This window comes from Pacificimonas pallii, from assembly GCF_019204005.1.
Lineage (GTDB): Bacteria > Pseudomonadota > Alphaproteobacteria > Sphingomonadales > Sphingomonadaceae > Pacificimonas > Pacificimonas pallii.
Genome location: NZ_JAGSPA010000002.1, coordinates 545,330 through 566,608, shown reverse-complemented (window position 1 = coordinate 566,608; position 21,279 = coordinate 545,330). Strand labels below are relative to the sequence as shown.

Sequence of the window (21,279 nt, the reverse complement as noted above, 5' to 3'; positions counted from 1 at the left end):
AAGAAAAAAGCCCGCATTGCCCGAAGGCCCTTATGCACCGCTTATATTTCGCAGTTCCGCCGCAGGTTCCGCGCCGGGTTGCCGGTGCCCTCCTCGGTCCGCATAGTGATCGCGATTATACGGTTTGGGGCGGGAAGCAGCGATCGACATGACTTACGACAGACGCACGTTCATCAGGACAGCGGCACTCGCCTCGACAGCACTGCTAATCCCCGGCTGCAGCCCGTCGCTGCGCCATGCCAGCGGTTCGGCGGGCGACACCCTTCTTGACGGTATCGCCGGCGAACTGCTCGGCGAATATCCGGAAAGCGCGACATGGCTGGGGCTCACAAAAGGTGAGCGGGCACCGTTGAACGCGCGGCTGGCCGACCGGAGCGTGGCGGGCGTCGCGGTACGCGCCGAAGGCGCGGCTGCGCGTCTGGCGGCGCTGAAAGGCGCCCTGCCCGCGCTTGAAGGCAGTGCGCGGCTGGATACCGAAGTCGCCATTGAAGCGCATGCAATTGCCGTCGATGGTTACGCCTTTGGATATGGCGATACCGTCAATCTCGACCCCTATTTCGGGTATCGCAACGGCCCCTATGTCGTCACGCAGAATATGGGCGCCTATATCGACGTACCTGACGTCATGACGAATTTACATGTCGTTGATAATGAAGAAGACCGTGGTGATTATGTCGCGCGTATCGAAAGCTTCGCCGTCGCGCTGGAAGGCGAAACCGGACGGCTGATGCGCGACCGGGCAAAGGGAGTTGTCGCGCCCGATTTCATCCTGAAGAAGACACTGGCGGCGGTGCAGGCCAGCCTGTCGCAGGACACCGGCGATATGCCCATCTACCGCGCCATTGCAGGAGTGGAGACGGCACCGCCCGCCCAGGCAAAGCAGGTCGCCGCGCTGATAGACCAGAGAGTGAAGCCAGCGCTGGCGATGCAGCTATCTGAACTGCGGGCCCATGCTGCGGCGGCGAATGGCCATGCAGGCGTGTGGGCACTGCCCAGCGGCGATGAATATTACCGCTGGGCATTGTGGGCCGGGACGACGACGACGCTCTCAGCCGAAGAGATTCACCAGATCGGGCAGGACAAGCTCCGCGAAATTCAGGCGCGCATGGACGATGTCCTCGCGGCGAATGGCATGAGCGGCGGGACGGTTGGCGCGCGCATGGCTGCGCTCGCCCGGAACCCCGAACAGCTTTTTCCAAACACCGCTGCGGGCCGTGAGGAACTGCTGACTTATGTTCGCGGCCTTGTCGACGATATGCGCGCGCGGATGCCGCAGGCCTTTAATACGCTCGTTCCTGGATTTCTGGAAGTGAAGCGTATCGCGCCGGAAGTCGAGGCGGGTGCACCGGGCGGCATGGCTGGCCCCGGCTCCATCGACGGCCAGGAGCCGGGGACCTATTTCATCAACCTGCGCGATACCGCCCTGCATCCGAAGTTCGGGCTGCCGACGCTTAGCTACCATGAAGCCATCCCGGGTCATGTCTGGCAGGGTGAATATACTTTCAAGCAGCGCCTGATCCGGACCCTGATGGCCTTCAATGCCTATTCCGAAGGCTGGGCGCTATATGCGGAACAGCTTTCAGACGAGCTCGGAGCCTATGATGATAACCCGCTTGGTGTGCTGGGATATTTGCAGGCCAATGCGTTTCGCTGTTGCCGTCTGGTCGTCGATACCGGCATGCATGCCATGCGCTGGACGCGGGAGGAAGCGATCGACTGGTTCGTCACCAATAATGGCTCCAGCCGCGACGAAGTGCAGAGCGAGATCGACCGCTACTGTGTCTGGCCGGGCCAGGCCTGCGGCTACAAGATCGGCGAGATCGCCATCAACCGCGCGCGCGACCGGGCGCAGGCGCAGCTTGGCGATAAATATGATCTGAAGGCGTTCAACGACGCCGTCGTTCTGGGCGGTGCCGTTCCGATGACGACGCTCGATGATGTGATTGATAAGTATATCAAAAACATACGTTAACGCGAAGTGCCCGATCTAAGGCACTGTACCAGATGCAGACTATTTGAACCATCTCATAGGCGGCACGGGCCGCATGAGTAGCAATGAAAGTAGTCTGTCGTGTGGCCAGTCACGATACGTACCAGCGTCAATCCGTTTCCATCTATCCGCCAGGGTTTCGAGGGAACGCCAAACATCATCGCTATTCGCCAATGTGCGATTTTGCTCAATATATGGTTTCAGCTTATCGGAAAGGTGCTGAAATCGGCTATTCTCACATTCCTTGACAAAGTTCTCGTCAAGGGTGCCATTCCAGACAGCGACGGCGACATATTCATAATAGTCGAGAATATAGTCGATTTCATGCATCGCATCCCGGTCTGCCTGAAGAACCAGGTTTGTGATGTCGGGAAAGGCGCCTTTGTCAGCCAATAATCTGACGAACCTTAGTTTTTCGTCGAAACTAGGCCAGTCAGTATGCCGCTGCAAAAGAGCGAAGGTGTGGGTACGTCTAAGACTTAAGATCCGTACGCGATTCGTCACGACCCAACCGATCGTGGCAAACAGCAGGCCGATCCAGGGGACGATCCCGCTAATGGGATCGTCCTCGAATCGGTGCCATTCTAGATGATTGGCTTGCCTTCAATTTTCATCTTTCGACTCCTTCATAAGAAATATACGCTTTGACCGATTAACAATCAATATCAGAGGACTTCGAACAGTCCCGCTGCGCCCATGCCGCCGCCGACGCACATCGTCACGCAGACATATTTCACACCGCGGCGCTTGCCCTCGATCAGGGCGTGGCCGGTCATGCGGGCACCTGACATGCCATAAGGGTGGCCGATCGATATCGCGCCGCCATTGACGTTCAGCAGCTCGTCGGGAATGCCCAGCCTGTCGCGGCAGTAGAGTACCTGCACGGCGAAGGCCTCGTTCAGTTCCCAAAGGCCGATCTCGTCCATTTTGACGCCGGTCTGCTCAAGCAGTTTTGGCACGGCATAAACCGGCCCAATGCCCATTTCGTCAGGCGCAAGACCGGCAACCGCTATGCCGACATAACGGCCAAGCGGCGTCAGGCCGCGCTTCTCGGCCTCCTTTGCCTCCATCAGTACGGATGCACTGGCGCCGTCCGACAGCTGCGAGGCGTTGCCCGCCGTGATCGTCTTGTCATCGCCAAGGACAGGTTTCAGTCCCTGCAGGCCTTCCAGCGTCGTTTCAGGACGATTGCCTTCATCCTTGTCGAGCGTCACCTCATGTTCGGTGATCTCGCCGGTTTCCTTGTTCTTCATCATCATCTTGCGGGTCAGCGGTACGATTTCATCGTCGAACTTGCCTGCCGCCTGGGCCGCCGCCGTACGCTGCTGCGAGGCCAGGCCATATTCATCCATGACGTCACGCCTGATATTGTAGCGGTCGGCCACGACCTCGGCAGTCTGCAACATCGGCATGTAAATATGCGGATGCATCTCCAGCAGCTCGGGGTCCGCGCCGACGCGCATTTCTGGCGTCTGAACCATGGAAATGCTTTCCACGCCCGCACCGATGGCGACCTGCATATTGTCGACGATGATCTGCTTGGCCGCCGTTGCGATCGCCATCAGCCCGGACGCGCATTGACGGTCGAGAGACATGCCGGAAACGCTGACCGGAAGCCCGCCGCGAAGCGACGCGTTACGGCCGATATTGCCGCCCTGCACGCCCTGCTGCATCGCGGCGCCGACGATAACGTCGTCCACTTCCGCGCCGTCGATACCGGCACGCCTGACGGCATGTTCGATGGCATGGCCGGCGAGCGTCGGCGACGGGGTATTGTTGAACGCACCGCGATAGGCGCGGCCAATCGGGGTGCGGGCGGTTGAGACGATGACGGCTTCACGCATATTATGTGTTCCTCGTTGGTTTTATGTTGATCCGTAAGCGCTTATGGTTGCGCGGGCGCGCTTAAACATAGGTCAGCGAAATCCATTCGGCCTTCAGCGCCGGCCTTTTTTCGTCTTCGATCTCGACGGTCACATCGTAGATCATCTGCAAAATTCCCCGGCCGCGTTCCTTGATTTCCTGCACCTTGAAAATACCGCGCACGCGCTTGCCGCTTTTCACCGGCGTCATGAACCGAATCTTGTTGGCACCGTAATTGACCCCCATCTTCGCCCCTTCGACACCGGGAAGGCATTCAAATCCCATGCCAGCAATCAACGATAATGTCAGGAAACCATGCGCAATTGTCTGGCCGAATGGCGTCTTCGCCGCCGCCTCGGGATCGACGTGGATGAACTGATGATCGTTTGTCGCGTCTGCGAACTGGTTGATCCGTTCCTGCGTGATTTCCATCCAGTCCGAGCGCCCGATTTCCTGCCCCGTCATTGCCAGGAATTCTTCCTTCGTGAGCGTTTTTCGGGCCATGGCGGTGTTCCTTCGATGTGGTTAAATACCCGACCTTCCTATTGCCTTACTTCAGGACTTGCACCCTATGACTGACACCAGCCCCGGCCCCTATCTTGCCGAGATGAGAAGGCTGCACCGCTCTTCCGAACGCGACGTTTTGCTGGGCCTCATTGATTCGGCCAGGCTGGACGCCGCCGCCCGCGTCCGGGTGGAAGAACGCGCACTCGGTCTTCTGGCCGACCTGAAGGCGGCGGAGCGCGACAGCTGGATCGCGAAATTCCTGCATGAGTACCGGCTGAATACCGATGAGGGTGTCGCCCTTCTCGCGCTCGCCGAGGCGTTCCTCAGGGTGCCGGACGATTCCACGCGCGACCTGCTTATCGCCGACAAGCTGGGCGGCGCGAACTGGCACGATCACAAGGGCGCAAGCGATTCCCCGCTGGTGAACAGCGCGACCTGGGGCCTGGTCGTTACGCGCGCCCTGGTGGGCGACGATGCGAAAAAGAATGCGCTGACGCGTCTGATCGGCCGCACATCGGAACCGTTCGTGCGCGGCGCGGTTGCCGCCGCCATGAGGGTCATGGGTCAGGTTTTCGTCATGGGCCGCCATATCGACGAAGCGCTGACGCGCATGGAACGCCCTGAACACAAGGGGTTCACGGCAAGCTTTGACATGCTGGGAGAGGCGGCCAGGACCTTCGCGGATGCCGAACGCTATTATGATGCCTATGCCGCCGCGATCGACCGGCTGGGTGCGTCCAATCGCAAGCATGACCACTCCATTTCGGTGAAACTGTCCGCCCTGCATCCCCGCTACGAGACATCCCAGGCGGAACGGTGCGTCCCTGCCCTTGCCGAGATGCTGCGTGATCTTGCCCTGAAGGCAGCGAATGCGGGCATTGGCCTGACTGTCGATGCCGAAGAGTCGGAACGGCTGAAGATCTCGCTCGACGTCATCGCGGAAACCGCCAGGGCGAAGGCCCTGTCCGACTGGGACGGCCTGGGGATGGCGATACAAGCCTATTCGAAGCGCGCACGCACCGTCGTGCACTGGGCGGAATCACTGGGCGCGGAAACGAGCAGAACGCTTGCCGTCCGCCTAGTGAAGGGCGCGTATTGGGATACGGAGATCAAACACACCCAGCAGGAAGGTCTTGAGGATTATCCGCTATTTACGCGCAAACCTGCCACCGACGTTTCATATCTGGCCTGCGCGCGCGACATGCTCGATTCGCCGCACATCTATCCGGCGTTCGCAAGCCACAATGCCTTAACTGTCGCAACGATCCTGGAATGGTCGGGCGGCAAGAAGGATTTCGAGTTCCAGCGTCTGCACGGCATGGGCGAGGGCCTTTACGACCGCATGGTGCAGGAGGAAGGCTATTCCTGCCGCATCTATGCACCGGTCGGCGGTCATAGCGACCTTCTGGCCTATCTCGTGCGCCGCCTGCTGGAAAACGGTGCTAATTCCAGTTTTGTGCACCAGCTCGCCGATGAGAGCGTCAGCGTCGACGACCTGCTCGCCGATCCTGTCGAAAAGATCCAGTCCGTCGGTCTGACGCCGCATCCGTCGATCCCGCATCCACGGGACGTCTTCGAACCCGCGCGGTCAAATTCCTTTGGCATCGACCTCGACGATTCGCGCACGCTGGATGACGTCGCAGACGCGGTGCAGGCTTTTGAAATGCCGCCCGCTCCGGCCGAGGCATCCGCCGATCAGGTCGCTGATATGATCACCCGCGCCGAGGCGGCGGCACCGGCATGGGCGCAGGCACCCGTTGGCGTCCGTGCGGAGGCGCTGGAGAAACTGGCCGATCGCATGCAGGATGATATGCTGCCGCTCGTTTCACTATGCGTGCACGAGGCCCGAAAGACCTATGACGACGCCGTAGCCGAGGTCCGCGAGGCCATTGATTTCTGCCGCTATTACGCCCGCAGGGCATGCCAGGATTTTGCCCCTCAGGACCTTCCCAGTGTCACCGGCGAAACGAACCGGCTGACGCTGGAAGGGCGCGGCGTCTTTGGTTGCATCGCGCCGTGGAACTTCCCGCTGGCCATCTTCACGGGACAGGCCGTGGCCGCGGTCGTCGCCGGGAATGCGGTCATCGCCAAACCGGCACCGCAGACGCCGCGCATTGCCGCGCGCGCGGTCGCGCTCGCCCATGCGTGCGGCATACCGGCAGATATTCTCCAGCTTGCGCCGGGCGGCGCGGAAACCGGCGCGGCGCTGACAGGCGACCCGCGCGTCATGGGCATTGCCTTTACGGGTTCGACCAGGACGGCCAAGGCGATCCAGCGTACGCTCGCTGAGGATGCAACGCGCCCCATCGTGCCCTTGATCGCGGAAACAGGCGGGCTGAACGCCATGATCGTGGATTCGACCGCGCTGCCGGAACAGGTCGTGCAGGATGTCGTCACCAGCGCCTTCCTGTCGGCGGGCCAGCGCTGTTCCGCGCTTCGCCTGCTCCTGCTGCAAGAGGATATTTACGACCGGACCATCACCATGCTGAAGGGGGCGATGGACACGCTGATCGTCGGCGACCCTGCCGATCCCGCAACGGATATCGGTCCCGTTATCGACGGCGATGCCTGGCAGCGGCTCGAAACCTACCGGCAATCGATGAAGTCCCGCTGGGTGCATCATGTGGCCGCGCCCGAGGCGGGGAATTTCATTCCGCCGACGCTGATCCGGCTCGATTCCCCCGACGACCTTGAGCAGGAATGGTTCGGCCCAATCCTGCATGTCGCGACATGGAAGGCAGGAACGCTTGCGCGCACGGTCGAAGGCGTCAATGCGCGCGGCTACGGCCTCACCATGGGCCTGCACAGCCGCATCGCCGATGTTTCGGAGGATGTGGCGCGCTGGGCACGGGTCGGGAACCTTTATGTGAACCGCTCCATGACGGGCGCGGTCGTCGGTTCCCAGCCTTTTGGCGGTGAGCGGCTTTCCGGCACCGGCCCCAAAGCGGGCGGGCCGCATTATCTGCCGATGTTCGCGGTGGAGCGGACCGTCACCGTGGACACGACCAGTGCGGGCGGCAATGCCAGCCTGCTGTCGATCGAGGCGACCTAATCTTCCGGCAGGTCGGCCTGAAGCGCGTCCTCAACCCTGGCGAGCGCTTCGGGACCGGCCAGATCGCCCCTTTCTATTTTCGCGGCCACGGCGGCGAGGCGCTCCGCGCCAATGGCAAGCGCGCCGCCCTTCAGCCGGTGACCGCGATCGCACCATTCCGTGGGCGTCGTGGATTTCGACAGCAGCTCGACCGATTTCATGATCGATATGCGAAACTCCGACAGGAGTTTCTCCATGATCGCGGGGTCGCCGCCCGCAATGTCGTAAATCGCCGTCGAAACCATAATTCAGTGCGCCTGTCGCATGAAACCTCGAATATGGAGTGCCGGTGGGGAGACTCTGGCCTGTCATGCAGCAGCAGCCGCTGTTAGGATGACGTGGTAAATATCCAGATATGCGGAAATTGAGTTCATGGCAACGCAGCCCGACAATTTGATTGAAACCGATGCCGACGAGGCGCCAGGCGAAGTGGAAATGCGGCCTATGGCCATGTCGATGTCGGGTTTTGAGCAAAGTGATGATTTCGACGCGGATGATGCCGTCAGCGGCGGTCGGGGCGCAAAGGTGCTGTGGTTCGCCGGATTGCTTTCCATCGCATGGCTTGCGGCGGTCGCCGCCCTGTTCTGGCTGATTTTACAGGAAATACCATTGAGTGACGTCACTTTGACGGAATGGGCCGCCATTTCCGCCGGGGTGTTCGCACCGCTGACGGCGGTCTGGCTGATCGCTCTGGTCGTCGCGCGGATCGACCCCGGGCGAGGCCGGGAGACACTCGCCAGACTGGAGGCCGCGGAGGCGCGCTTTTCCGAAAGCGCGGCAAGCGTGCGCGGCCAGGTCGATGGGATCGACAGGTTGCTGGTGGCCGTCGAGGAAAGGCTCGATACATTGGGCAGCGGCCTTGCCCGCCACGGCGCCGCATTCGAGGAGACGACATCACGCGCCGCCGATACGGCCCGCGCCATGTCGGGGACTCTGAACGAGGACCGCGAACGACTGGACCTGCTTGTCACCGCGCTTGCCGAGCGGGGAGAGGAGACCCATGCGCGCTTTGTCGGCCTGGCCGACCTGCTGCCGGACGCCGCCGAACGCACCGACCGGATCGGCCAGTCGCTAACCGGCTATGTGGATGGTGTGAACGAACGCCTGAGCGCGCTGGAAGACCGATTTTCCGCGCTGGATGAGAGCGGGCGCCGGGCCCACGAACAGGCGCTGCAGCGCGCCGACGATGCCAATCAGCTGCTGACCCATATCGACACCACAGCCCGCGATGTGGAGGCGCAGATGCGCGAACAGGCCGACGATATGACGGCCAAGGTGGACGACGTCCTGCATCGCGCCGCCAGCGCCCTTGAGCAGAGCCGTGAGGGGATCACGGCACAGGCCGAAGCGCTGCGTTCGGCAGTCGAGGCGGCGAATCTGGAGCTGAATCAGACCGGCAATGCCGCCGGTGACGCCATTGAGGGCCGCCTTCGCGCGCTTAGCGAACGCAGCGAGCGGCTGGAGGAGGGCTTTCGCGCGCAGGACGAGGCAAGCGCCGGCCTGTTCACCCGCGCCGAAGACGGCCTTGGCAGCATCGAAGGCAGGCTCGCCGGCCTTGGCGATGGCCTGACCGCGCTCGTGACGACGATGGAGGGCCGCATGGCCTGGCTGCAGGGCGAGGCGGACGCGGTCGGTGCACCGCTGCTCCGCCACAAGGAGCTGGCGAATGAGCTGTCCGAAAATATCGCCTCCATCCGCGCGGGACTTGGCGAGTCCATCGACACGCTCACCCGGCGCCTGCCCGAGATCGGCAGCGACAGTGACGCTCATCTCGGAAAACTGCGCGCGGATATCGCGCAGCTGGAATCCGATCTCAGCCGCCTTTCGGAAACGGCCGGCGCACTTACCGGACCCATTGGCAATGCACGTCACGAAGTCGCCGCGTCCATATCCGATGTCGAGAAGGCACAGGGCGCGCTGGAAGACAGTACCGCGCGGCTGCGCAGCGACCTTGCCGACGCCGCCGCTTCGCTTGGCGAAACCCAGAGGATGGCGGAGGATACCGCGCTCGCCTCGGCATCGCAGTTGATCGATACGCTCGGCCGCGTGCGCGAGGTGGCCGCGCAGGCTTCGGAAACCGTACGCGCAACGCTTGGCGGCGTTGTCGATGAAGCTGTCGAAGCCCTTGGAAAGGCGAGCGGCGATGCTGTTCACGCCGCGACCTTTGCCCCGGTCACGCAGCAGATCGGCGAGATGGAGGCCATCAGCAACCGGTCTGCGGAGGCGGCCAGCGCCGCGGCGGAACGCCTGTCGCGCTCGCTTGTTTCGGTTGCCGAAACGGCTGCGGCGATCGAGGCCCGCGTGCAGGAAGCTGATGAGCATCTCGACCGGGCGCAGAAAAACGACCTGGCGGAACAATCGAACCTGTTAATCGAGGCGCTGAACTCCAACGCCATCGATATCACCAAGGTGCTGTCGACGGACGTGACGGAATCCGCGTGGCGGCAGTATCAGGAGGGTGACCGCAACGTCTTCACCCGCAAGGCGACGCGCCTTATCGAGAATGCCGACGCCAAGAGCATTGCGCGTCATTATGAGGAAGAGCCTGAGTTCCGGGACGCCGTGCGGCGCTACATTCACGACTTTGAGGCGATGATGCGGCGCGTCATGAAAGACCGCAGCAGCAACGCCTTTTCGGTGGCTTTGCTCTCTTCCGACGTGGGCAGGCTTTACGTGGCATTGGCACAAAGCACCGAGCGGCTGCGAAGCTAGGCAGGGTCAGCGCCTCACCTGGCGTCTCCTGTCACCGCCGCGTTGCAAGGCCTATCATGCCGGGCCTTTGACCGGACCAGGACGGGCGGTGTTGGGCGCTACGGTCATAAGGCTGGCGCGCAAAGCGCGAACCCTGTCCGTTCAATAGGATGGCAACATGTCCGGCGTGATCCAGCCCAGCTTGTAGTTGAGCCATAGCAGGCCGAAGATGATAGCGGACAGGACCGAATTCCACAGCAGCTTCTTCGCCAGCATCGGACGGATGGGCGCGCTGTCGGCATGCCCGGTCACGGCGTCCCGCCCCTCGTCCGACGGCGTCCGGACACCGAACGGAAGCACGACGAACAGCGTCACCATCCAGATCAGCAAATATACCGCAAAAGCGCTTCCGATACCCATAGGCTAAACCTCGACGATCTGGACTTCGGTGATCGGCTTTTTGCCCGTCCATTCCCGCGCCAGGCGGCGAACGCCCATACGGACAGCCTCCGCCACCGTTTCCGCCGATTTCGATTTGCCTTTTTTTATGGCATTTTCAATGGCCTCAGTACATTCGCTGAGAAAATCGTCCATGTCGTCCTCGACCGGGACGCCCTGCACGTGAAGAACGGGCTTTGCGGCGAGCTTTCCCGACCTGAGCGGCAGCGTCACGGCAATATATCCGTTATGCGCGAGCCGCCGACGCTCGACGATCGTCTGACCGTCGGCAGGAATGATCACATCGCCGTCCAGCACAAGCCGTCCATGCGGGACATGTTCGACAATTTCAGGGCCGTTCGGGGCAAGCCGGATGGCCGTGCCATTATTCGGGACCACCTGCCTGGGCACTTTCAGGCGTTTCGCAAGCTTCGCATGCGCTTCCATGTGGCGCTGCTCGCCGTGGACCGGCACACTGATTTCCGGGCGGATCCAGCCGTACATTTTCTCCAGTTCCGGAATGCCGGGGTGGCCGGAGACGTGCACATGCGCCTGCCGCTCGGTGATGATGTTCACCCCTGCCCGTGCCAATGCGTTCTGCACAATGGCGATACCGACTTCGTTTCCGGGGATTTCCTTTGAGGAATAGATCACGGTATCGCCGGTTTCCAGCCGTACGCGGGGATGGCTGCCCTCGGCGATCCGGCTGAGCGCGGCGCGGGGTTCGCCCTGTGTACCCGTCGACAGGATCAGCAGCTTTCCCCGCGGCAGCTTCATGGCGTCATCCTCGCGGATCGACTTTGGAAAATCAGTCAGATAGCCGTTCGCCTGCGCCACTTCGACGATACGATGGAGCGAGCGGCCGACCATCAGCAGTTCGCGGCCCGTGGCCTTCGCAACCTCGCCAATCGTCTTCACACGGCCGACATTGGAGGCGAACGTCGTGATGACCACGCGGCCTTTCTGCTTGCGGACAACGTCCTCCAGACCCTCGCGGACGCCCTGCTCGCTGCCGCTGGCGCGGGGGTTGAAGACATTGGTGCTGTCCCCCACGAGCGCGAGAATGCCCTCATCGCCAATCGCGGTCAGTTCTTCCGGGCTGGCCGGTTCGCCGGTGACGGGCGTCTCGTCCAGCTTCCAGTCGCCCGTGTGGAATATCTTGCCGTAAGGCGTCTCGATAACCAGCGCATTGCCCTCCAGAATGGAGTGCGCCAGCGGCACGTAGCGGCAGTTGAAGGGGCCAAGTTCGACATTCCCATCATTCTCGATGACGTGCAGCTTGATGTCCTTGTCCAGACCTTCCTCTTCCAGCTTCTTGCGGATCAGTCCTGCTGTAAATGGAGTGGCATAGAGAGGAACGTTAAGTTCCGAAATCAGGTACGGGATCGCGCCGATATGATCCTCATGCGCGTGTGTCAGCACCACGCCGAGCAGATCCTTGCGCCGCGCCTCGATGAACTCCAGATCAGGCAGGACGAGTTCGATGCCGGGATATTGCGGATCGCTGAACGTCATGCCGAGATCGACCATGATCCATTTGCCGTCACAGCCATACAGGTTAACATTCATGCCGATCTCTCCTGAACCGCCGAGCGGCAGGAAGATCAGTTCTTTTTTTGGGGTCAAACGGAATTCCTCTGTTCGATCAGCATCAGACCCTTCACGGTCAGGTCGATATCGACCTCGCTGATCATTTCACTATGTTCCAAGAATATGGTGGCCAGCCCGCCGGTCGCAATGACCTTCATGTCTCGCCCCGCTTCTGCGGCAATACGCCTGCATAGCCCGTCGATCAGACCAACATAGCCAAAAAAGATGCCGGACTGCATCGCATTGACGGTTCCGGTGGCGAGCGCCCTGCCGTCCTCGGGCGGTGCGACCGCGATCCGCGGCAGCTGCGCGGATGCCGCGTAAAGCGCGTCCACGGCCAGATTGATACCGGGCGAAATCGCCCCGCCGGAATAGGCACCGTTCAGCACGACGTCGAAGGTGGTCGCCGTCCCGAAATCCACGATGATAAGCCCGTCACCATGTTCGTGAAACGCAGCCGCGCTGTTCACCAGGCGGTCCGCACCAACCTCCTTTGGATTTGGCACATCGACGCCGACACCCAGATCCAGGTCAGGACCGACGGTAATGGGCGCGACGTTCAAATGCGTACGGGCAAGCCGCGTCAGGTTGAACAGGGTTGGCGGCACGACCGTCGCGATGATCACGCGGTCGATCGTCAGGTTCGCGATGCGGCTGCCGCCGCGTTCGGCGATGTCCATCAACTGTGTCAGCCAGACGAGATACTCATCCGATGTCCGCTGCGCATGGGTCGATATGCGCCAGCGATGCAGGATCTCGCCCTGATCGATCAGCGCAAAGACGGTGTTGGTATTGCCGACATCAATGGCGAGCAGCATGCCGAGGCCCCCTTTGGCGTAGATCTTCGTGTAAGCGGGTGTCAAAGCGCGCGCGGGCGGGTTGCGCAAGCCTTTCAGATTGCCGCCCCGTCCATTTCCGCGATGAGCGCCTTTGCGAGATTGCGCGTCGCCAGTTCCTGCGGTGCGATCCTGTTCTTTCCGACGTCGCTGCGCGGCGGCGCGATGGAAGGATTGGAGTTGATTTCCCAAACCTGAAGACGACCGTCGGACCTGCGCACTGAAAAGTCGATACGGCCATATTCAATCCCGGCCATTCTGAAGACGGGCTTCACCTGGGTGAGGAAATCGGACGACTGAATGAAGTCCATTTCCATCTGCAGGATGTCTTCCGACATCACATCGGCATATTTGATCACCCACTCCCGGCTGACGAACAGGTGCCTCGGGATGTACTGGTCACCGACGCGCATATATGAATATTTCCTGATAAGACCCGTCTCCGGATCGGCCATATTCTGATATTCAACAGCGAGCAGCCCCTTGGTCCCGTGGCGCACGATGCGCCGGGCGACGCTGGAAAGTAAGGGCACCGGACCATTTACGAGCCCGGAAAGCGCGCCCGAATGCGCGACCTCGTCCCGTGCGAAGGCAGGGTAACGAAGGCGCGAAAGGCTTCGCAGGTCGGTCATCCTGCACGCCTTGAACTCGTTGAAGCCAGCCTCGTGCAGCCGGTTCAGCAGGGGGAGCCGTCCGACGAACGCCGCAGGATGGTTCAATACCCTGTGTCCGTCCAGAATCAGCCGATCCGCCATGCGAATCGCGGTCGCCAGTTCATCCTTCGCCAGCCAGTCGATATCGCTGAAGATCACCAGAGGATGGGCTGATATCTCCTGTGTTTTCAGGATGTCGTCATAATGAAGAATGTCGATCCGGCCCTGAAGATCCGGTGTCCAGTCGGCGAGCAGGTTGACGAAGCCGCGGCCATGCCGCCTCCAGACAAGAAAAGTCGCTTTGGCGCTCACCTGTCCGGCCTAAAGGTCCGGCGACGGCTGGTCGGAGAGATGCGAGTGCACACACAGCCACGCACCGTTCCCGTCCTTCCGGAACGCCAATGTGACCCGGCCGCCGCGCGGAAAGGTCGTGCCATCGTCCGCGATTCCCGTGCTGGACCACAGACCAGCGAGCCAGGCACTGTGACCGTCATTCGATACGCTGATAAACACGCTCTCGTCATGGATCGTGAAATCCGACGTCGCGTTCCAGGTCGGCGTCCATTGAAGCCGGGCCAATTCATCGAGGCCGTGCATGATCCGGTTGCGCGTCCCGAATGCGACGACGTCGTCGCAGAACAGCTTTTGTCCCCCCGCGATATCGCGTCTGCGAACCTGCTCTGACCAGCGCGCGCACCAGTCGCGAATTTCACGATCGCACATACGACTCCCCCCGAGGTCATATCCGGCCGATCCGGTTTCGCAGCGTGTAGCCAGATGCCATTTGCAATAGCAAGCATAATGCGAGGAATGCTGCCGTTTAAAGGCCGAATACCTCGCCCGCATGGATAAGCCTTCGGCCCGCTTCGCCTTGATTGAGGATCAGTGCGCCGTCGTCGGAAATGGTTTCGAAGATACCGACATGCGTTTCATCGCCGATGCGCGCCTCGATCTGCTGGCCAAGGGCGTGCGCCTGTTTCAGCCAGTCAGTGCGCGTGGCCGCGAAGCCCGTCTCACGCCATTGACGCCGCCGGGCCGCGAATGTGCGCGCAAGACCATTGGCAACCTCTCGCGTCGGGGGAGCGAGCACACCGCGAGCGGGCCATGAGGTCGCGGGACGCTCCGTCCCCTCAGGATGATGCGACAGATTCACACCGATACCGATAATGATGCAGCCGTCCCTGCCCTCAACCAGAATGCCTGCGCATTTGATTCCATCGAGCATCAGGTCATTCGGCCATTTCAGCGACAGGCGTTCGGAGGCAATATACGCGCGCGCGGTATCGTAAAGGGCGAGCGCAGCGACGAAACTGAGTTGCTGCGGCGGCGGTTCACCGGCTGCGGGGCGAACGAGCGTGCTGGCGAACAGATTGCCGCCCTCGCTCGTCCAGTGACGCCCGCGCCGGCCGCGTCCGGCGGTCTGAATATCGGCCTGCACCCAAAGACCATCCGGATCGCCCCGCGCCGCGGCGGCCGCGATCCAGTCATTGGTGCTGCCGACTTCCGCCAGATGGACGATGTCTGGCGGCGTTACAGGCGCCGTCAAAATGTCAGCATGGCCCTGGCGGCCCGCGCGGCCGCCACGGTAATCGGACCCATCAGGAACAGACCGAGCGGGGAGCAGAAGACCGCGATGCCTGCGAGCAGCGCGCCGTTCACACGGCTTTCCTGCGGCAGGACCGTGCCTTCCGGCTCATCGAAATAGGCAAGCTTGATGATGCGCAGATAGTAGAAGGCGCCGACGACCGACGTCACGACGCCAATCACCGCCAGGACGTACATTTCCGCGTCGATGGCGGCGTTGAACACGGCGAATTTTGGCCAGAAGCCGAATAGCGGCGGAATGCCCGCCAGCGAGAACATGAAGATAAGAAGGGCGATGGCAAGGCCGGGCCGCGTCTTCGACAGGCCCTTCAGACTATTCATCGTGTCGAGCGGCCTGCCGTCGGCACCGCGCAGCGACAGCACGACCAGAAACGCGCCAATCGTCATCGGCAGGTAAATCGCCATGTAGAACAGCACGCCTGAAATGCCGAGCTCCGATGCGGCGGCGAGGCCGATCAGCGCAAAGCCGATATTGTTGATCGAGGAATAGGCCAGCAGGCGTTTGATGCTGCGCTGCCCAATGGCACCGACCGCCCCCAGAACCATGGACGCGATGGCCATGAAAGCGATAATCTGCTGCCATTCGGACATCATCCCGCCAAACGCGTCCATGCAGACACGCACGAGGAGCCCCATCGCGGCCGCCTTTGGCGCGGACGCAAAGAACGCGGCAACCGGTGTCGGCGCACCCTGGTAGACGTCCGGTGTCCACATGTGGAACGGCACCGCGCTTACCTTGAAGGCCAGGCCGGCGAGGATGAACACCAACCCTATGACCGTGCCGACGGCGGGCGTTTCGGTCACGGCCACCTGCAATAAGCGGAAATCGGTGGTCCCCGTAAAGCCGTAAACCAGACTGACACCATATAGGAGAATGCCGGACGCGAGCGCGCCAAGGACGAAATATTTAAGGCCCGCCTCCGATGACGAGGCTTCGTTGCGATGAAACGCGGCGAGCACATAGGCGGCAAGGCTTTGCAGTTCCAGACCGATATAAAGCGACAGGAGGTCGTTCGCCGACACCATCATCGACATGCCGAGCGCGCCCAGCATGATCAGTACGGGATATTCGAATTTATCGGACCGCGCCCGCACCAGATAGGGCAGCGCGATAATGCTGCAGATCGCCGCGGCTGCGAAGATCAGCACCTTCAGATAGGCGCTGAAATCATCGGCGATATAAAGACCGTCAAAGGCCAGCTCGCTCTGGGCATCGCCGAGCAGCGCGAAACCCGCAATCGCATAGATGATCACACCGCCATAGGTGAGGCCGTGCAGGCTGCGATTGCCGCGAAACACACCCAGCATCAAAAGGACCATGGCCCCCGTTGCCAGCACCAGTTCGGGCGCGGCGATACCAATGGATTCTGCGATTGGCTGCATGATCATTCCGCGGCTTCAGTCTGTTCTATGGGTTCGGCTGTCGGCGCGGCTGCGGGGAGAGCATCGACAATCCGCTGCTGCGGTGCGTCGGCGGCGGCGAGGCGCGCGACGATCTGGGCAACCGGCTGGCGCACAGGGTCGATAAAGACATTCGGAGCGACGCCCATCCACAGGACGGCCCCCGCAATCGGCAGCAGGCAGGCATATTCGCGCGGACTGAGATCCTTCATCGTCTTCACGGCTTCATTGGTGATGACGCCAAATGCGACCCGGCGATACAGAAGGAGCATGTAGGCCGCACCGAGAATGATGCCGGTGCAGATAATGAACACCGCCCAGGTCGAGGCCTGAAACGCGCCCAGCATGACCATGAATTCGCCGACAAAACCACTTGTTCCCGGCAGGCCGACGCTCGCCATTGTGAACAGCATGAACAATATGGCGTATTTCGGCATCACATTCGCGACACCGCCATATTTCGAAATCTCACGTGTGTGCAGCCGGTCGTAGACGACCCCGACGCACAGGAAGAGCGCGCCCGATACCAGGCCGTGCGACAGCATGACGACGATCGAGCCTTCAATGGCCTGCTGGTTGAAGCCGAACAGGCCGACGGTGACGAACGCCATATGCGCGACGGATGAATAGGCGATCAGCTTCTTCATGTCCTCCTGCACCAGCGCGACAAGGCTGGTGTAGACGACCGCGATCATCGACAGCCCCCAGACGACCCAGGCCAGATCGACACTCGCGTCGGGGAACATCGGCAGCGAGAAGCGGATAAAGCCGTAGCCGCCCATTTTAAGAAGCACACCCGCCAGGATCACCGAGCCGGCGGTCGGTGCCTGCACATGCGCATCGGGCAGCCATGTGTGCACGGGCCACATGGGCATCTTCACCGCAAAGCTGGCGAAGAAGGCGAGCCACAGCCAGAACTGCACATCGGGATCGAAATCGTACGACATCAGCGACGGGATGTCCGTCGTTCCGGCGACATTCACCATGTACATCATCGCCAGCAGCATCAGCACCGAGCCGAGCAGCGTGTAGAGGAAGAACTTGTAGCTGGCGTAGATGCGCTCCGCGCCGCCCCAGATGCCGATAATCAGGTACATCGGAATGAGGCCCGCCTCGAACATCACATAGAACAGGAACATGTCGGTTGCCGCAAAGACGCCGATCATCAGCGCCTCCATCAACAGGAACGCGGCCATATATTCCGGCACGCGCGTCTTGATGCTGTCCCAGCTCGCAAGGATGCAGATCGGCATCAGGAACACGCTGAGCATGATGAGCACCAGGCTGATTCCGTCAATGCCAAGCGACCAGGAGAAGAACGTGCCGAACAGCGCGACATTCTCACGATATTGGAAACCGCCGATATTCAGGTCAAAGCCCAGCCACAGGATGATGCCCAGCACGAACATGGTGAGCGTCGTGCCGAGCGCGGCCAAGCGCGCCGCGCCTGCCCGCGCGGCTTCACTGCCCGGCCAGATGAGCATCGCCGCACCGGCCAGCAGTGGCAGCAGGATCATGATGGAAAGGATTGGCATTATTCGCCCCCCATCGCGCGCGGCAGGAACCAGGCGGCGGCGGCGGCAAGGCCGATCAGCATGACAAGTGCATAATTATAGAGATATCCGGATTGCAGGCGGCGCGCGACGCCGGCACCGCGCTCGACAAGCCAGCCCGCGCCATTCGGGCCGAAACGGTCGATCGTCCCCTGATCGCCGCGTTTCCAGAACACCCGGCCAAACCAGAGCGACGGGACAATGAACAGATAGTGATACAGCTCATCGAAATACCATTTGCGCATCAGGAAGGCGTGCAGACTGCGGAACTGCTCGACAAAGGCCGCCGGCTTGTGCGGCTTCCAAATGTAGTAAACCAGCGCGACGGCGAGACCCGTCAGCATGGCCACGGTGGATGCCAGCTTGACCCACAGCGGCACATGATGCGCCGCCGCCATCAGCTCGACATTGAATGCGATGCTGCCATTCCAGAAGGCCGCACCCTGCTCCTCTCCCGAGAAGGGGTAGTAAAGCGCATAGCCAGCGAAAACCGCACCGACCGACAGCACGCCAAGCGGAATCAGCATCGTCATCGGGCTTTCATGCGGTTTGTAGCCGCCGGTGCCGGTCCTGTCCTCGCTATGTGTGACGTGGCGGATATGCTCCGACTCGTTCCAGCGCGGCGTCTGCCAGAACGTCAGGAACATAAGCCGCCAGGAATAGAAACTCGTCAGCAGCGCGGCAAAGACACCAACGGCGAAGGCGACATAACCCGCTTCGGAACCGGCGGCGAACGCGCTCTCGATGATGAGATCCTTGGAATAGAAGCCCGCAAAGCCGAACACGCCGACAATGCCGACACCGGTAATGGCCAGCGTGCCGATCAGCATCGTGTAGAAGGTGAACGGAATTTCCTTCCGCAGGCCGCCATAATAGCGCATGTCCTGTTCGTGATGCATGGCATGGATCACGCTGCCCGCGCCCAGGAACAGCAGCGCCTTGAAAAAGGCATGCGTCGTCAGGTGGAACATCGACGCGCCATAGGCACCGATACCGGCAGCGAAGAACATATACCCTAGCTGTGAGCAGGTCGAATAGGCGATGACACGCTTAATGTCGGTTTGCACCGTGCCAACCGTCGCGGCGAACAGCGCGGTGGCGGCCCCGACATAGGTCACCACGGTCAGCGCCGCGGGCGCGGCCTCGAACAGCGGTGACATGCGGCAGACCATGAAAACACCTGCCGTCACCATGGTGGCGGCGTGGATCAGGGCGGAGACGGGGGTCGGCCCCTCCATGGCATCCGGCAGCCAGGTATGCAGGCCAAGCTGCGCCGATTTGCCCATCGCGCCGACGAACAGCAGCAGGCAGAGCGTCGTCAGGATGTCGACCTGATAGCCAAGAAATTCAAATGTGCGGCCCTGAAATTCTCCAGCGGTTTCGTTGATCAGCGACAGGTCCGTCGTGCCGAACACAAGGAAAATACCGAAGATGCCGAGCGAATAGCCAAAATCGCCAACGCGGTTGACGACGAACGCCTTGATCGCGGCGGCGTTTGCGCTGGGCTTGTGATACCAGAAGCCGATGAGAAGGTAGGAGGCGAGACCAACACCTTCCCAGCCAAAGAACATCTGTACGAGGTTATCCGCCGTCACCAGCATCAGCATCGCGAAGGTGAACAGGCTGAGATAGGCGAAGAAACGCGGCTGATCCGGATCTTCCGCCATATAGCCCCAGCTGTACAGGTGCACGAGCGCCGAGACCGTCGTGATGACGATCAGCATGACAGCCGTCAGCGTATCGAGGCGCAGTGCCCAGTTGATGACCAGGTCACCGGACCGGAACCATTCGAACACCGGCTGTGTGTAGGACGTATCGCCAAAACCGACCTGGAAGAACAGCAGCCATGACAGTGCTGCGCTGACGAACAGGCTGCCCGTCGTGACCGACTTCGCGGCGACATTGCCAAGCGCGCGATTGCCAAGTCCGGCGATCAGCGCAGCCAGAAGCGGCAGGAATACGATAATATTCAGCATTACAGTTTCGCCGCTCCACCGCTTGCGGGGGAGGGAATGATGGCAATATTCTGCACGTCCATCACCCCTTCATCTGGTTGATCTGGTCGACCGCGATGGTGCCGCGGTTGCGGAAATAGAGGACGAGGATCGCAAGACCGATGGCCGCCTCGGCCGCCGCGACGGTCAGGATGAACATCCCGAAAATCTGCCCGGTCAGGTCACCAAGATAGCTGGAGAACGCAACCATGTTGATGTTCACCGCCAGCAGGATCAGCTCGATCGACATCAGGATGACAATGACATTCTTGCGGTTGAGAATGATGCCAAGCACACCCAGCACGAACAGGATCGCCGCGACGGTCAGATAGTGGGAAAGGCCGATCACAGCTCCACCCCCTGCCCGACGCCCGGTTTGGTGATGATAACGGCATCCTCGGGACGCCGCGCAACCTGCTGTCCGATATTCTGCCGCTTCACGCCTGAACGCTGGCGATGCGTCAGCACGATGGCCCCGATCATCGCCGTCAGCAGAACCATGCCGGACGCCTGAAAAACATAGGCGTATTTCGTATAGATGAGCGCGCCGAGCGCCTCGGTGTTCGACACGTCCGCCGCCGCGGCAATCACGGGCGCCACGGGTTCACCCGGGCTGCCGACAACAACGGCCGCCATTGCCGCCACGATCAGTTCGGCGGCAAGGACGCCGGCCAGGATCAGGCCGAAAGGCAGATAACTGACAAAGCCCTCGCGCAGCTTCGCAAAATCGATGTCCAGCATCATGACGACGAACAGGAACAGCACCGCGACCGCGCCGACATAGACGATCACCAGAATCATCGCGAGGAACTCCGCCCCCAGCATCAGGAACAGGCCCGCCGCGTTGAAGAAGGCGAGGATCAGCCACAGCACGCTGTGCACCGGATTGCGCGACAGGATGACGGCGGTTCCCGAAAGGAGAATGATGCCCGCCAGCATGTAAAAGATGATTGCTTCAACCAACGGTACACTCGCCCCTAATTCTCTGTTCGATGCGCCAGTTGCCGTCACATCGTATGTTCATCATCCCGAGCACAGTCGAGGGACGCACCATTGCCTTACGAAAC

18 protein-coding genes are annotated in these 21,279 nt (G+C 61.2%); 3 read left to right on the top strand and 15 right to left on the bottom strand.

What is annotated here, in order from left to right:
* Positions 1-148 precede the first annotated feature (148 nt).
* Positions 149-1,972 (top strand): DUF885 domain-containing protein, encoded by a 1,824-nt coding sequence (locus KCG44_RS07845; protein WP_218445391.1) that lies wholly within the window; start codon positions 149-151, stop codon positions 1,970-1,972.
* 39 nt (positions 1,973-2,011) lie between these two features.
* Here KCG44_RS07845 and KCG44_RS07840 read toward each other — a convergent pair whose 3' ends face one another.
* The 3 genes from KCG44_RS07840 to KCG44_RS07830 form a co-directional block, all read right to left on the bottom strand.
* Positions 2,012-2,494, bottom strand: coding sequence for a DUF4760 domain-containing protein (locus tag KCG44_RS07840; RefSeq protein ID WP_218445390.1), 483 nt, complete (start codon positions 2,492-2,494; stop codon positions 2,012-2,014).
* Positions 2,495-2,655: 161 nt separating this feature from the next.
* Positions 2,656-3,834, bottom strand: a complete 1,179-nt coding sequence (locus KCG44_RS07835; RefSeq protein WP_218445389.1) for an acetyl-CoA C-acyltransferase — start codon at positions 3,832-3,834, stop codon at positions 2,656-2,658.
* A gap of 61 nt (positions 3,835-3,895) precedes the next feature.
* On the bottom strand, positions 3,896-4,357 hold the full coding sequence (locus KCG44_RS07830; protein ID WP_218445388.1) for a MaoC family dehydratase: 462 nt from the start codon (positions 4,355-4,357) through the stop codon (positions 3,896-3,898).
* A 67-nt stretch (positions 4,358-4,424) separates the two neighbouring features.
* On the opposite strand from KCG44_RS07830, the gene KCG44_RS07825 reads away from it, so the two are divergent.
* On the top strand, positions 4,425-7,412 hold the full coding sequence (locus KCG44_RS07825) for an L-glutamate gamma-semialdehyde dehydrogenase (RefSeq protein ID WP_255536394.1): 2,988 nt from the start codon (positions 4,425-4,427) through the stop codon (positions 7,410-7,412).
* Here the strand turns inward: KCG44_RS07825 and KCG44_RS07820 are convergent.
* Positions 7,409-7,696 (bottom strand): Hpt domain-containing protein, encoded by a 288-nt coding sequence (locus KCG44_RS07820; RefSeq protein ID WP_218445386.1) that lies wholly within the window; start codon positions 7,694-7,696, stop codon positions 7,409-7,411. The genes KCG44_RS07825 and KCG44_RS07820 overlap by 4 nt on opposite strands.
* A 127-nt stretch (positions 7,697-7,823) precedes the next feature.
* Between KCG44_RS07820 and KCG44_RS07815 the strand changes: the two genes are divergently transcribed.
* Positions 7,824-10,163: a coiled-coil domain-containing protein gene (locus KCG44_RS07815; protein ID WP_218445385.1), complete on the top strand. Its 2,340-nt coding sequence runs from the start codon at positions 7,824-7,826 to the stop codon at positions 10,161-10,163.
* A gap of 141 nt (positions 10,164-10,304) precedes the next feature.
* Here KCG44_RS07815 and KCG44_RS07810 read toward each other — a convergent pair whose 3' ends face one another.
* The 11 genes from KCG44_RS07810 to KCG44_RS07760 all read right to left on the bottom strand — a co-directional run bounded on the left by KCG44_RS07810 (position 10,305) and on the right by KCG44_RS07760 (position 21,175).
* The gene (locus KCG44_RS07810; RefSeq protein WP_218445384.1) at positions 10,305-10,562 is read right to left on the bottom strand and encodes a DUF1467 family protein; all 258 of its coding nucleotides are present in this window, start codon (positions 10,560-10,562) and stop codon (positions 10,305-10,307) included.
* 3 nt (positions 10,563-10,565) lie between these two features.
* Entirely contained in the window at positions 10,566-12,206 is a 1,641-nt protein-coding gene (locus KCG44_RS07805; RefSeq protein ID WP_218445383.1) for a ribonuclease J, read from the bottom strand.
* Entirely contained in the window at positions 12,203-12,988 is a 786-nt protein-coding gene (locus KCG44_RS07800) for a type III pantothenate kinase (RefSeq protein WP_218445382.1), read from the bottom strand. The genes KCG44_RS07805 and KCG44_RS07800 overlap by 4 nt, the downstream gene beginning before the upstream one ends.
* 74 nt (positions 12,989-13,062) lie before the next feature.
* On the bottom strand, positions 13,063-13,971 hold the full coding sequence (locus KCG44_RS07795; RefSeq protein ID WP_218445379.1) for a hypothetical protein: 909 nt from the start codon (positions 13,969-13,971) through the stop codon (positions 13,063-13,065).
* 9 nt (positions 13,972-13,980) lie between these two features.
* Positions 13,981-14,382, bottom strand: coding sequence for a YybH family protein (locus tag KCG44_RS07790; RefSeq protein WP_218445377.1), 402 nt, complete (start codon positions 14,380-14,382; stop codon positions 13,981-13,983).
* A 97-nt stretch (positions 14,383-14,479) separates the two neighbouring features.
* Positions 14,480-15,205 carry a biotin--[acetyl-CoA-carboxylase] ligase gene (locus KCG44_RS07785; protein ID WP_218445375.1) on the bottom strand — a complete coding sequence of 242 codons (726 nt, stop codon included), beginning with the start codon at positions 15,203-15,205 and terminating at the stop codon, positions 14,480-14,482.
* A complete protein-coding gene (gene nuoN / locus KCG44_RS07780; protein WP_218445373.1) occupies positions 15,202-16,647 on the bottom strand; it encodes an NADH-quinone oxidoreductase subunit NuoN in 1,446 nt (481 codons plus the stop codon). Before nuoN ends, KCG44_RS07785 begins: the two co-directional genes overlap by 4 nt.
* Positions 16,648-16,649: 2 nt before the next feature.
* Positions 16,650-18,200 carry an NADH-quinone oxidoreductase subunit M gene (locus tag KCG44_RS07775; protein ID WP_218445371.1) on the bottom strand — a complete coding sequence of 517 codons (1,551 nt, stop codon included), beginning with the start codon at positions 18,198-18,200 and terminating at the stop codon, positions 16,650-16,652.
* Positions 18,200-20,194: an NADH-quinone oxidoreductase subunit L gene (nuoL, locus tag KCG44_RS07770; RefSeq protein WP_218445368.1), complete on the bottom strand. Its 1,995-nt coding sequence runs from the start codon at positions 20,192-20,194 to the stop codon at positions 18,200-18,202. Before nuoL ends, KCG44_RS07775 begins: the two co-directional genes overlap by 1 nt.
* 61 nt (positions 20,195-20,255) lie before the next feature.
* Positions 20,256-20,561 (bottom strand): NADH-quinone oxidoreductase subunit NuoK, encoded by a 306-nt coding sequence (nuoK, locus tag KCG44_RS07765; protein ID WP_218445366.1) that lies wholly within the window; start codon positions 20,559-20,561, stop codon positions 20,256-20,258.
* Positions 20,558-21,175: an NADH-quinone oxidoreductase subunit J gene (locus tag KCG44_RS07760; protein ID WP_218445364.1), complete on the bottom strand. Its 618-nt coding sequence runs from the start codon at positions 21,173-21,175 to the stop codon at positions 20,558-20,560. Before KCG44_RS07760 ends, nuoK begins: the two co-directional genes overlap by 4 nt.
* Positions 21,176-21,279 lie beyond the last annotated feature (104 nt).

Excerpts from the sequence above, each read along its gene's own strand:
- KCG44_RS07845 (WP_218445391.1), top strand. The coding sequence starts at position 149 with ATGACTTACGACAGACGCACGTTCATCAGGACAGCGGCACTCGCCTCG.
- KCG44_RS07835 (WP_218445389.1), bottom strand. The coding sequence starts at position 3,834 with ATGCGTGAAGCCGTCATCGTCTCAACCGCCCGCACCCCGATTGGCCGC.
- KCG44_RS07830 (WP_218445388.1), bottom strand. The coding sequence starts at position 4,357 with ATGGCCCGAAAAACGCTCACGAAGGAAGAATTCCTGGCAATGACGGGG.
- KCG44_RS07825 (WP_255536394.1), top strand. The coding sequence starts at position 4,425 with ATGACTGACACCAGCCCCGGCCCCTATCTTGCCGAGATGAGAAGGCTG.
- KCG44_RS07820 (WP_218445386.1), bottom strand. The coding sequence starts at position 7,696 with ATGGTTTCGACGGCGATTTACGACATTGCGGGCGGCGACCCCGCGATC.
- KCG44_RS07815 (WP_218445385.1), top strand. The coding sequence starts at position 7,824 with ATGGCAACGCAGCCCGACAATTTGATTGAAACCGATGCCGACGAGGCG.
- KCG44_RS07810 (WP_218445384.1), bottom strand. The coding sequence starts at position 10,562 with ATGGGTATCGGAAGCGCTTTTGCGGTATATTTGCTGATCTGGATGGTG.
- KCG44_RS07800 (WP_218445382.1), bottom strand. The coding sequence starts at position 12,988 with ATGCTGCTCGCCATTGATGTCGGCAATACCAACACCGTCTTTGCGCTG.
- KCG44_RS07790 (WP_218445377.1), bottom strand. The coding sequence starts at position 14,382 with ATGTGCGATCGTGAAATTCGCGACTGGTGCGCGCGCTGGTCAGAGCAG.
- nuoN (WP_218445373.1), bottom strand. The coding sequence starts at position 16,647 with ATGCAGCCAATCGCAGAATCCATTGGTATCGCCGCGCCCGAACTGGTG.
- KCG44_RS07775 (WP_218445371.1), bottom strand. The coding sequence starts at position 18,200 with ATGCCAATCCTTTCCATCATGATCCTGCTGCCACTGCTGGCCGGTGCG.
- nuoL (WP_218445368.1), bottom strand. The coding sequence starts at position 20,194 with ATGCTGAATATTATCGTATTCCTGCCGCTTCTGGCTGCGCTGATCGCC.